The 12641-nt window shown below is 43.2% G+C and carries 11 protein-coding genes; 6 read left to right on the top strand and 5 right to left on the bottom strand.

What is annotated here, in order from left to right:
* Together ACRC32_RS29175 and ACRC32_RS29170 are read left to right on the top strand one after the other, a co-directional pair.
* The coding region (locus ACRC32_RS29175) for a glycosyltransferase family 4 protein (protein WP_438557256.1) at positions 1-1190 on the top strand (1190 nt) is incomplete at its 5' end.
* A 56-nt stretch (positions 1191-1246) separates the two neighbouring features.
* Entirely contained in the window at positions 1247-2689 is a 1443-nt protein-coding gene (locus ACRC32_RS29170; protein ID WP_438557255.1) for a hypothetical protein, read from the top strand.
* A 5-nt stretch (positions 2690-2694) separates the two neighbouring features.
* Here ACRC32_RS29170 and ACRC32_RS29165 read toward each other — a convergent pair whose 3' ends face one another.
* The gene (locus tag ACRC32_RS29165) at positions 2695-4758 is read right to left on the bottom strand and encodes a right-handed parallel beta-helix repeat-containing protein (protein ID WP_438557254.1); all 2064 of its coding nucleotides are present in this window, start codon (positions 4756-4758) and stop codon (positions 2695-2697) included.
* Between the two features lie 36 nt (positions 4759-4794).
* Positions 4795-5571, bottom strand: a complete 777-nt coding sequence (locus tag ACRC32_RS29160; RefSeq protein WP_438557253.1) for a tectonin domain-containing protein — start codon at positions 5569-5571, stop codon at positions 4795-4797.
* 337 nt (positions 5572-5908) lie between these two features.
* On the opposite strand from ACRC32_RS29160, the gene ACRC32_RS29155 reads away from it, so the two are divergent.
* The 4 genes from ACRC32_RS29155 to ACRC32_RS29140 all read left to right on the top strand — a co-directional run bounded on the left by ACRC32_RS29155 (position 5909) and on the right by ACRC32_RS29140 (position 9341).
* Complete coding sequence (locus ACRC32_RS29155) at positions 5909-6643, top strand: ABC transporter permease (protein WP_438557257.1); 735 nt, start codon at positions 5909-5911, stop codon at positions 6641-6643.
* 75 nt (positions 6644-6718) lie between these two features.
* Complete coding sequence (bcp, locus tag ACRC32_RS29150) at positions 6719-7201, top strand: thioredoxin-dependent thiol peroxidase (protein ID WP_438557252.1); 483 nt, start codon at positions 6719-6721, stop codon at positions 7199-7201.
* A gap of 250 nt (positions 7202-7451) precedes the next feature.
* Positions 7452-8102 (top strand): HAD family hydrolase, encoded by a 651-nt coding sequence (locus ACRC32_RS29145; RefSeq protein ID WP_438557251.1) that lies wholly within the window; start codon positions 7452-7454, stop codon positions 8100-8102.
* Between the two features lie 192 nt (positions 8103-8294).
* A complete protein-coding gene (locus tag ACRC32_RS29140) occupies positions 8295-9341 on the top strand; it encodes an ABC transporter substrate-binding protein (protein ID WP_438557250.1) in 1047 nt (348 codons plus the stop codon).
* Here ACRC32_RS29140 and ACRC32_RS29135 read toward each other — a convergent pair.
* From ACRC32_RS29135 to ACRC32_RS29125, 3 genes are all read right to left on the bottom strand, one after another.
* A complete protein-coding gene (locus tag ACRC32_RS29135) occupies positions 9338-11044 on the bottom strand; it encodes an OmpA family protein (protein WP_438557249.1) in 1707 nt (568 codons plus the stop codon). The genes ACRC32_RS29140 and ACRC32_RS29135 overlap by 4 nt on opposite strands.
* A 266-nt stretch (positions 11045-11310) precedes the next feature.
* Positions 11311-12432, bottom strand: a complete 1122-nt coding sequence (locus ACRC32_RS29130) for a S66 peptidase family protein (protein WP_438557248.1) — start codon at positions 12430-12432, stop codon at positions 11311-11313.
* A 5-nt stretch (positions 12433-12437) separates the two neighbouring features.
* Positions 12438-12641 (bottom strand): acyl-CoA thioesterase (locus tag ACRC32_RS29125; protein ID WP_438557247.1); only part of this gene is annotated, 204 nt, incomplete at its 5' end.

The following is a 12641-nucleotide window of genomic DNA, read 5'->3' as shown; positions in this document are numbered from 1 at the left end:
ATATGCATATTCTCATCGCTGCTTTACATAGACCGGCAAAACCAACTGGTGTTTGTAGACACGCCGCAAATCTAGCTCAATGTTTAGCAGATACAAAAGAAGTAACTCAAGTGAGTTTGATCGTAGGAACATGGCAAAGACATTATTTTGAAACCTTTTTTAGCTCTAAAAAAATCGATTTAATCGATGTAGATATTGAGAATACTGCAATAGCAAGAAACATGTGGTTTTTGTTTGGTTTACCGAAACTAGCTAACCGTCTCTTGCCTGACTTAGTTTACATGTCATTTCCTTTTCCTTTCCTCCGATCGCTGTTTTCATCTCCTGTAGTTTCTACAATTCACGATCTATATCCTTACGAAAACCCCGAAGTATTTGGATATCCCAATGCAATTTTCAACCGTTTGTTTCTGAAACAATGCATAACTAATAGCGACGGTCTTGCTTGTGTATCTAAATCTACTTTGAACAGTTTAAGAGCGTATTTTCCAAATCTGCATCCTCGCAAGCTTGTAACCGTTATTTATAACTACGTCAGCTTGGAGCGATCGCATTATCATCTGTCCAGCCAATTACCAATCGACGAGCGCGATGCTTTTCTACTATGTGTTGCTCAGCATCGCAAAAATAAAAATATCGACATAGCAATTCAAGCATTTTCGTTATTAATTAAGAAAAAAAATTTAAACAGCACGGCTAAATTAGTTATTGTTGGCAACAATGGTCCTGAAACCGAAAGGCTGCATCAGTTAATCGAGCAGCTTGCCCTTCAAGAGAGGGTGTTACTGCTTGACTCCATCAAAGATAGTGAATTATGTTGGCTATATCAACATTGTAAAATGTTTATTGCTCCTTCGTCACAGGAGGGTTTTTGTTTACCTCTAGCAGAGGCTCTGCATTTTTCCTGTAGGATAGTTTGTTCGGATATACCAATATTTAGAGAGATTAGTTCCTCTAGTTGTACTTACTTCGAGCTGCAAGGCGATCCAGTCAGAAATCTCTCTCAATCCATGATTCATGCTTTAGAAAAACCGCTGAGAAAAGCATCAAAAGACGTTCGTTTTTCTAAATCAGATGTAGCCGCTCGTTATCTAGATTTCTACTCGGCGATCGCGAGAAAAAATTCACCGCGGGAAGGCATCTTACCACAAATACAATCTAGTTTTGAGAAATTAGGAGTCAAACGCTAAGCTCATGTCTAGATCTAAAGTGAAAAGCTTCAATCGATAACTCTAGATATTTAGCAATGAAGGGAAATGGAGAGATGCCACCTTTACCTCAAAAAATAGATTTAGCAATCGGCACTACAACTGCCACAAAAAAGAAGCGAATAATCAAGAGTTCGGTTCTCATATTTTTTGCTTTTGCTACTGCTTTTTACTCTCGAATTTTTTGTACCTTAACTCGCGCTCCTTCAATTCTCAATTTTTTGCACTTTGCGACAGTTGGGTTTGCTGTTGTCGTGGCATTAGTGTCTAGCCGCAGTCGCGATCGCAAGCAAATCGCGATCGTCAGAGCGCTTTTAATCGGCATTCTCACTCTATTCGGATCGATGCTCGTCAGCGCTCTTGTCAATAATGCAGGTTTAGTCAATGTCATTTTTAATTTTTTAATTCTTGGCGAACCTTTCATATTTTTGCTGGCAATGATCTCCATACCAGTATCATCAGCAACCCTGCAACAGTGGAAAAAATGGTTCGTAATCTCTGCCTGTATTAATCTGATTTTAGCCATTGCTCAGAAGTTTCTCCTAAGTGCGGGGCTTTTAGCTGCGGTTGCCGATTCCTCTTTACGTAGTGTCGATCGAGGACAACAAGATGCTACAGATGGCGTTCAAGGAGTCTTTTTTATGACAGGGGCTGGTGCTTACGTGTCAGCCGCGGTTACAGTTAGCTTTGCTTTATATATTTTTTTCTATGTTAAATCGTTACCATTGTGGCTGAGATTGTTAGGGTTGCTCGGTGCAGTTTATCAGATATTACTTTCTGACACAAAACAGGTGGTTTTAACTTCAGCATTAGCGTGGATGCTGTTAGGTCTAAGTCAAACTCAGAATGCTAAAAAGTTTTTGATGTATGCGACCTGTATCGTTCTGGCGATCGCAGCTTTTATCTGGGCTGCATATAATCTAGAAGCTTTTGAAGTGTATAAATATTGGTTTTCTCGATCCGATATATATGAGAATTCTGATACTGGCGGACTTGCCGTTAAAATGCAAGGAATTCATATGGTACTCGCCCACTGGCGATCGCCCTTAAATTGGTTATTTGGTTTGGGACCAGGGCATACACTCGGTAGATTAGGCGGGTGGTCAATTAAAGAATATTGGAGCCTATTAAGCCCATTAGGAGCGACAGATCCTCCTTTTTATGACGAGATTTGGAAGTTTATCCGTGGCAATTGGATTGCTATGACAACAACTTTGTACGTTCCTTTATTCAGTTGGGCGGGTATTTGGGGAGATTTAGGTTGGTTTGGACTAGGAACTTATTTGTATCTTGGCTTCATTGTGTGGCGCAACCTTTGTTTAGACGATTTAAGTAGATTTCTCGTACTGACTGTTGTGGTTTACGGTTTTTTTCTAACTCAAATGGAGGAACCAGGTTTTATGCTTTCCATCGCTGCTTTAATCGGTTTACGATGGCACGAGAAAAGGCAATTATCACAGATGACAAGGAAAATTACCTAGCTTTTTTACCGTTGCAATCTAGAGCCAGCTTTCCAAATTTTAGCGCCCCGTTCGTATGCCCCGATATCGGGGGCGCTACCCACAAACCCATCTGTCACCCCAGTAATTGCCATACCTGCATCGATCGCAGGCGAACCAGATTGTAAGGTAAAATCTGGAAGAGATTTTGGATCTGTTGTAGCAGTTTTGGTGAACTTTGGATCGGTTGACTGGAATAAATTGTGGGACTGTTGGCTGGCAGTTATACTCGTCGAACTCCGAAAAATGTTGTTGCGAACTTCAACAGTTTTCTCTGTATATATTGAACCGAGAAACGTATTGTTGAAAATCCGATTGTATCCGCGCGGACTACCTGCGACTAGATAAAAGCTATCTTTACCACCTGTAATATTCCATACGACATTGTGATGAATTGTACTGTTGTAGCTTTCAATATCTAAATAGATGCCTCGCGTTCCCCAAAACGGACTGAATGCTTGAGTATCTCGAATCCAATTGTGATGAATAGCTCCGCCTGAAAGATTGACATAGCAACAAATATAGATTGCCCCCAAGTCGGTACTTAACATGCCAAAGCGAGAGATATCGTTGTAAGCGATATCGATTTTGTTACCATCGAAACCTGCGGTATGCCAATCAAAACTGATAGCATCGCGTCCAGCTGCTTCGATTGTGTTGTAAGTAATCCGGTGACCAGTCCCGTTAATGCGGACTGGGGCGGCGTAAGATGCCATGTAATTGCTGTTAGCAATAATATTATTCGTCACTCTATGTCCAGTACCTTCTAACAATACGCCATTGCCAGAACTCCATTCTACAACTGAGTTTTTCAGCGTATGCTTGCTACCCCGTAACTGTATACCAGTGTCGTGTGCGTGAGATGCAACGATTAAACCATCATCAGAATTAGGTGCTTGCTCGGACTTCGGCAATGGTGGTAGGGTCATGTGGTGCGATACGTACTTGGCGCGGATGCCATCCATCACGACACCTTGACTCGCATTGCTGGTGGTCACTGTACTGGCAAAAAGCTTCAAATTACGCAGTACGATATAAGAGCGATCGCCCAGATCGAAAGCAAAGTTGCGCTGCTTGACCTCTACTGAGTTAGGGTTTGTACCACCAAGAGTCCAGAGATAGAGGGCGCGATCGCTACCATCATAAAACCATTCGCCTTCGCTATCGAGCAACCCCAACTTGCCAACTAGATAGAACCAATATCCACCTCGATCCCAAGGGGCAGTCATTTGTGCCGTCAGCTTTCCCGCAGTACCACCCGTTATCGTTCCGGTGCGAGTGACATACCAATCATTCGTCCATACTGTAGCACCAGCCCAACCTTCTGCTAAATTGGGAATTTCAGCGTTTTCTACGATCGCAGCATTACCACCCTGGCTTTTCACGCCACCACCCGCCAGTTTCGGACGCAACGGATCTCTTCCCGTGTTGGGCCACCGCGCTTCTGGCATCATCTCCCCATTGACAAACACTTGATTGGCAAAAAAGCCCGTATCGTTATATCTATTCGTGGGTAAAGACGCATTCGCACGGAAAATAGAACCGCGAAACACCTGCCATCCCTCAACCGGATTCGCACCGGAGATCGTTACGTCCTCTTTGTTGTACGCTGCAAATGTTATCGGTGTAGTCGATGATGTCCCTGAATTTGCGGGGCGAATTGTTTCGCGATAAATTCCAGCTCTTAATAAGCAGGAGTCGCCTGATTGAGCGACATTAGCACACTTTTGCACTGTTTGAAATGGGCGATCCAACGTCCCAGGATTATTATCTGAGCCTGTTGAGGCAACGAAATACTCATGAGGAACATTCGCAGCATCAAGTGGCGAACTACCGAGTAAATATCCATGCGGATTATGAGAGCGATCCGAGGCAGATATACTGAAGCTGATAAGAATACCAGTGGCAAACAATAAAATTCTAAACTTATTCATGCGATCGCCCGTGAAGCCATAGCTCGGAGTACATTTATGTTGAAATGGCTGAAAGTTAGTGCCATCGTATTCACGGAATACTTGAGTGCTGGATAAATTTTTGATTGATTTAACCAAGTGGTGCAAATACAAGTACGGGTAAAGAGTGAGGGATTATAAACGAAAAACTTTTCCCTCAATGCTGATTACCCAAGGAGTACCATTTGGTTCGACTGCTATGCCAGTAGCAGCTCCAGGGAGTTTCGTCCACTTAGAACCTTGGCGTGAAAGTATTTCAAAACCACCAGCGCCAACTGGCTTACAGCCTAGTATCCAAGCTAAGCCATTGTCTCCTACTCCGATATCCTTCGCACAACCTGAAACTTGTTGCCAACTGTCGCCACTACGTTTGTAAATCTGCCCGCTAGAATTGACAATCCAAGGAGTACCATTCGGTTCGACTGCTATGCGTGCAGCAGCGCCTTCAACTCGATTCCATTGGGAACCTTGCCGTGAAAAAATTTCAAAATCATTAGCTCCAGCTTGCTTGCAACCCAGTACCCAAACAGAGTTATTTCCTACTGCAATATCCCTCGCACAACCTGCAACTTGTTCCCATTCATTCTTCCCTTTGCCTTTATAGATTTGTCCGTTGGAGTTGGTTATCCAAGGAGTACCATTTGGTTCAACTGCTATGTCGCTACCAAAACCTGGAATCATATCCCACTTAGAACCGTTCCAGGTAAATAAGTAAAAATCCCCCGATTCGTTTGCTTTACCGCAGCCTACCATCCAAACAGAAGTATTGTTGCCAACTCCAAGATCTTTTGCACATACTCCAGGAAACTGCTTCTGTACCGATGTTGCTCGATCTGCGCATTGGGTAGTTGCGGACGCTAAACATGACAAAACAATGATTTTAAAAATCGTTCGTCCCAATTGAAAACGCATAGATGGTTAATTGAATTATATGATTTGTATGGTGGAAAAATTTGCTATTTCGATCGCATCTTCATATATCTATCATCAGATACTTGTCCTTGCAGAAGAAAAAAAATAAGAGATATTTTATAATCGATTCCTAGTCGAGTGTTTCGATCGCCATAGCTACGATCGCAGTCGTTATAGATAAGATCGAGAAAGACCTTGCGATCGCACTCAATTAAGACTCAAAATGACAAATCTGCGGCAATCAAACTCTAAAATTAATCAATTTCAGGCGATCGTCAAAAAATTAACGCGCGTTTTGCGGATTAGCGCCACCTTATTCACCTCATATTACGCTTATATGTTGGAATATCGGGCAGAGCTATTTTTATGGGCTTTGTCTGGTAGCCTACCGCTGATCTTAATGGGGGTATGGACGCAAGCAGCTCAAAGCGGACAATTCGGCTTATCGCCTATAGACTTTGCCCGTTACTTCCTCACAGTGTTTCTGATCCGACAGTTTACTGTGGTGTGGGTCATTTGGGAATTTGAGAAAGAAGTCGTCGAGGGACGGCTATCTCCCCGCTTGCTTCAACCTTTAGATCCGGTATGGCATCATGTATTTTCTCATATTTCTGAAAGATTTGCTCGCTTACCATTTGCGATCGCCCTTGTCGGTTTGTTTTTCTTCCTCTATCCCCAAGCGTTTTGGATACCGAGTTTAGGTAGTTCGATCTTATTTATAATTGCCGTTCTGCTTGCTTTTGCGCTGCGGTTTCTGATCCAATATACTTTTGCTTTGTTTGCTTTTTGGACGGAAAGAGCAAATGCAATTGAAAATTTCTGGTTTCTGTTTTACCTGTTTTTCTCGGGTTTAATTGCACCTTTAGAGACGTTTCCGCCTATTGTGCGCGATATTGTTCTATGGACTCCTTTTCCCTATCTGATTCATTTTCCTGCTTCCTTAATCGTGGGTTTACCAGAAAATGTAGGGCGGGGTTTTTTAATTACAGTAGGTTGGTGCGCGCTATTTTTTGGCTTAAATCGTTGGCTGTGGCGACGGGGGTTAAAGCAGTATTCTGGGATGGGGGCTTAAGAGATTAATTAAAAGACTTGCTTTTAATGCAGAACTACTGGAAGATCTAGGACGGCGATCGCATTTATCCAATTTATGACCGATATCCCTCAACCAGGGCAAATATCACCAAATTTTACTGCTATCAACCAGGATGGTAGTTTGGTCAGTTTAGCCGATTTTGCCGGACAATGGCTGGTACTTTACTTTTACCCTAAAGATGATACGCCTGGGTGTACGACGGAAGCAAAGGACTTTAGCGAGTCTACGCAGGAGTTTAGCAACCTGGGAGCGAAGGTTGTCGGCGTGAGTGTCGATTCTCAACAGTCTCACTGCAAGTTTATTGCCAAACATAATTTGTCAATTATACTTCTGAGCGACCCCGAACATCAGGTTGCTGATGCTTATGGGGCGTGGCGATTGAAAAAGTTTATGGGTAGGGAGTATATGGGTGTCGAACGTTCTACTTTTGCGATCGCACCTGATGGAACTATCGCTCATACTTGGGCAAAAGTCAAAGCTAAAGGTCACGCGATCGCCGTTCTCAATCGTTTGCAAGAATTAGTCAGTTCCAAATAAGTATATTTCCATCTTTATTTATTACGTCAAAATTCAAGCAGTGGATAGCTTTAGCCGCGATCGTAGCATCACTTCTAATTGGATTTCATACTATTTCTAGTCCCACAATCGCGCAAATTCCAGAGACACCAGACGAACACGGGATGAGAGATGTCAACCTTTACTGTAGTTAAGGTTGTAGTCTATACACTCATTCCAATTAAGATATGTTAAGCTTGGCTCGAACCCTCAGCCTTCTCGGACGATGACCATGCTAGCAGCGATTCTTTACGATCTCGACGGTACGATTGTTAATACCGATCCACTGCACTTTCGCATATGGCAAGCACTTTTGAAAGAGCATGGAATAGAGATCGATGAAGAGTTCTATAAAAATCGCATGAGTGGCAGGCTGAATCCATTTATCGTGCGAGATTTATTTCCAGAATTCTCTTCAGAAGAGGTGATAAAATTTAGCGATCGCAAAGAAGCACAGTTTCGAGAACTAGCAGCGGAATTGACACCAATACCAGGACTGTTAGAAGTGATTGCTTGGGCTGATGAAAGAGGAATCAAACAAGCCGTAGTCACAAATGCTCCTCCAGAAAACGCTAAGCACATGTTGAGTGTTTTGAACCTAGAACATAGATTCGAGCGAGTGTTTGTCTCCCAAGAAATCGGCATGGCAAAACCCGATCCCGGACCCTATCTCTACGCACTGGCTTACTTTGGCTTAAATGCTCAACAAGCGCTTGTATTTGAAGATTCTCCCTCGGGAATTCGTTCAGCCGTGGGTGCGGGAATTCCCACAGTAGGCATTGCCTCTTCTCAGACACCAGCCGAGCTTGACGATCTAGGCGTAATGCTAGCTATTCCTGATTTTACCGACTCCCAACTTTGGGGACTATTAGGCAACAAATAATAAGTTGCCAACTACCGACCCCTCACAAATGACAAATGACAAATGACAAATGACAACCTTTACAAGTGGCACACAACTCTAACAGAAATGCCATACATCCGAACAACTCAAGCATCTTTATATTTGTCTTTCAGAACTACCAAACGACCGTAGCACTCGATCGCAGCTTGTTGTCAGTTACAATCTACAACTATGTCAAAGATGAATCAGTATTGGTCTCGTCGTCATGCACTGTGGATGATGGTAGGGACGACGGGTAGTTTCGTTTTACATGGGTGTGACATGGCGACTCAAACACCACCCCTAAGTCCGATAGCAGCAAAACCCGTCTCAGCCACGATTGGCATTCTTAACTGGATTGGACTAACACCACTACATATCGCGCTCGAAAAAGGGTTTTTTAAACAAGCAGGTCTTGACTTGCAGCCAAAAATCTTCGGTTCTAACCCCGATTCTAACGCCGCTTTTATCGCTGGACGGTTAGATGCTCTCGCTCCCGTGACTTCAGAAGCAATTTTGATTGCGAGTAAAGGCAGAGACTTTCGAGTGGTTTTAGTTGAAGATATTTCGGTGGGTGGAGATGGCATTTTGGCGCGAAACAGCGTCACAGACATCAAGGCATTTAAAGGTAAAAAAGTGGCAGTGGAAAGAGCCTCTGTCAGCCATTTCTTCCTCTTGCAAGTCCTAGCTGAAGCAGGTTTGAGCGAGAAGGATATTACAATTGTCAGCACAACACCAGATGCAGCAGCAGCAGCTTATCAAACTGGACAGGTTGAGATTGCTGTATCCTATGCGCCTTTTTTACAAAAAGCAAATCAAGCGCAGAAAGACGGACGAATTATTTACGACTCTGCAAAGATGCCGACTGCGATTAGCGATCTGTACGTGTTTGATGCAAAATTTATTCAAGCCAATCCTCAAGCAGTACAGGCATTTGTCAACGGTGTTCTTCAAGGGTTAGACTTTCTCAATCAGAATCCAAAAGAAGGGTTAGCGATCGCAGCTAAGCGTTTGGAGACAACACCTGATAGTCTTGCAGCCGATCTGAAAGGAATTAAACTTCCCGATGCTGCTACGAATATCGAAATGTTTACTAACTCGCAAAGCGAACTTTACATAGTAAACTCAATGAAGTCTATGGCTGAATTTTTATCCAGCCAAAAGCAGATTGAAAAAGTTCCCGATATGTCAAAGTTTATCGAACCAAAGTTTGTCAAGGCAGCACAGAATACGATTTAAGTCCCAACGCGCACGAGGCGAATTTCTGTCCTTTGATTGCGCGGATCTTGGGGTGAAATTCCAGATAGGGGTTGGCGGAAGCCTTTACTCTCAGCAACGATCTGGAGCTTCAAGCGCGATTTGAGATAATTGGCGACGACTTGCGATCGCTGTTGGCTGAGTTTTTGGTTGAGTGCGGCTAAGCCAGTTCTGGATGTATGACCGATGACACGCACGGCGACGGTGCGATCGTTGAAATCAGACATTTCTGCTGCTAGACGATCTAATGTTTGCTTACCTTCAGGCGTAAGTGTTGCCGAATCGTAGGCGAATTTCACGTTCCCTTTCACCTGTAAGTTGCCAATATTAGGCGCGGATGTCAACGAATTTCGATCGAATTTGCGAGGGGTGAGTGCTATTTCTTGACCTACCAGTTTGTTAGCTAATGTTGGGTTATCTGCGCGAACAAGATCGATCGGTGTTTGGGTATTGTTTGCGGCTTTGGTGACGAACTGGGAGGCAAATAGATTTTTAGGATTGATAGGGACTTGCTCCATTTTGCCTGCTAGCGTCAAGATGGCGGCTGTAGAGACGATCCGTTTTTCAAAAGTGCCATCAGTTAGCCAGGATTGAGCTTCAGGTGCGGTAAAAAACTTGATTCCCTGCATGACTGCGATCGCATCTTCTGCTGATAGCTGTCCATCTTGAGCTATTTGTTGTTTTAACCGGGAAGCATCACGCATGTCAGCGTCAACACGGCGATAGTATGCAGCTAAGAAGTCAGAAAGCTTGTCGGGTTGAGATTGGATCAGGCGATTGGAGGCTATAATTACGTCTACGATCGCCCCTTGAGCGTCGCCACTCGATAAAACTACCGTATATCCCTGCTTTTGCGCTTGGGTGACATATGGTTCCCAGACAACAGCTACCGCTACATTCTGTCGCGGATCTTGGATGAGTTTCCACGCATCGGCAGCATCTTCTACCCGCCGGATTTGGAAATCGCTTAACTGAAATTCTTCAAATTTAGCACTCAGTAATAAGGCGAGATACTCGCTCGGACTGTTGCCAGTAAAAGCAATGTCTAACAGTTTACCTTGCGATCGCTGCTGTTGAACGAGTTGAGTTAAATCTTGCAGCGATCGCAATTTTGGATATTTTTTGGTATTGAGAATAACTGCATCTCCCCCCATCGTGCGATCGATCAATCCGACAACTTTACCATCGACTTTTTGTAGCAGAAATTCATCTAACGTCGAAAATGCTAAGTCAGTTTTTCCCTGGTTTAACTGCTCGATTTGCTTGGAGAAATGCATTTCATCCATACTGAGTTGATAGCGCCAGTCAATGCCCAATTTTTTCAGTGCTTGGCGCAGTTCTGGACTCCGAAAAGTGCTGTAACCACTGAAGGAGTTGCCGCTAGCTAGCAATGGCGTATATTCTTGTTTAAAAGTATTTTCCGATCCAGTGGAAATAGAATTAATTTTGGTAGCTTTTTCTACAGGCAAGCTACGAGTTTTCCAGACTAAATAGAGTATCCCCGCCAGCGCTAATATTCCAATTAATGGTACAACCGACCAATTAATCATAAACGATCGAGTAGGAGTTGTTTTATTGCGATTGAGAGGAGAGTGACAATTTTGACAGTGAGTTAAGGCGATCGAATTAATATGACCGCATTTCTGACAGTTGATAGAATGATATTGTTTTGGAGTAGATTTCATTTTTCATAACAGGAAAATATAGCAATACAAAATTAAAGCTTAAGGATGAAATTTATGCAATCAATCCTCTAAGAATCTTTATTTTTAGTTTTGAAGATAATGTTATGAATGATACTGTAAACTTACTACTTTTTGGTTAAGACTAGATCCCCCCTAGCCCCCCTTAAAAAGGGGGGAACAAAGCTTCCTTAAAAAGGGGGGAACAAAGCTTCCTTAAAAAGGGGGTTGGGGGATCTTCAAGTCAGCCAAGATTAGTAACGTAAAGCTTATACAACCGCAGACTCCAACATCTGAATCGTTCCCGCAGTTGCATCAATTTCAACTTCTAGACCGATTGGTAGTGTCAAAATAGTGTCAATGTGACCGATCGCCGCACCGTACCAAGCGGGAATTTTTAATGGTTGAATGTGGTTCCAAATAACTTCCTCTAGAGTTAAAGAACCATAATCGGCATCTGGAGTACAGTTAGGACATTGCCCAAATATAAAACCTGCTAGTTTATCGAAGATTCCAGCTAATTTTAACTGTGTCATCATGCGATCGAGTCGATAAATATTTTCGCCAATATCTTCTAAAAACAAAATTGCTCCGTTTAGATTTGGCAAGTATGGCGAACCGACACTTGCCGATAGTACAGATAGATTTCCGCCAAATAACCTCCCTTTAGCACGACCAGGATTAATCGTTTGAATTCGATATTTTACTTGCATTAAACGATCTGTATCGCTGCCATCTTTTAAGTTTTTAAACTCTAAAGATTCACCTGCAAATAATATGCGTCGAAAATAATCTGTTTGCTCTGCATTCCAAGAAGAAAAGCCATTTGGTCCATGAAAAGTGACTAAATTAGTTCGAGCTGTAATCCCTAAAATTAAAGCAGTAATATCGCTAAACCCCACAATAATTTTTGGATTTTTACGAATTAATTCGTAATTTAAATATGGTAAAATTCTGCTAGAACCCCACCCACCTGTAATAGGCAAAAGTGCGGCAACTTTAGGGTCGGCAAAAAACTGATTCACATCAGCAGCGCGATCGCGGTCTTGTCCAGCAAGATAACCATAGCGATCCAAGACATGAGGTGCAAGTTTCGGTTCTAACCCCAATCCTCTCACGGCATCGCGGACAATATCTAAATTTTCTCGCACAAATGTCGCCCCAGCAGGGCTAATAATTCCGACAACGGAGCCGAGTTTGAGTCTTGCTGGCTTGAGAAAGCGGGAGTCGGGAGTCGGGAGTCGGGAGTCGGGTGAGTGGCTGGTGGCTAGTTGCTGGTGGCTGGAATTGCTTCCTTGTCCTAGTACAGAGGAATTGGATACCACACCAATACCAGCAGTAGCGATCGCACTCTGGATAACATGACTCAAAAATTGACGGCGTGGAAACATTGAGCTTAGCGATTTGGCGTACCAGCCAGCCGAGCAAAAGCATTCTCGACATCTGGGGGTAATTGACGCATAATTTTACCCTTTTCGCGATCGACTGCTACTAATATGACTCTTGCCGTTACATACAATTCTTGACTGTCGGGAGATTGAATTTGATAGTCCCAATTGATCCGCACGCCTTCCATATCCGCCATGCGGGTTCTGACTAT

It is taken from the genome of Chroococcidiopsis sp. (genome assembly GCF_051657925.1).
Taxonomy (GTDB): Bacteria; Cyanobacteriota; Cyanobacteriia; order Cyanobacteriales; family Chroococcidiopsidaceae; genus Chroococcidiopsis.
This window is presented reverse-complemented; position numbering and strand designations above follow the sequence as displayed.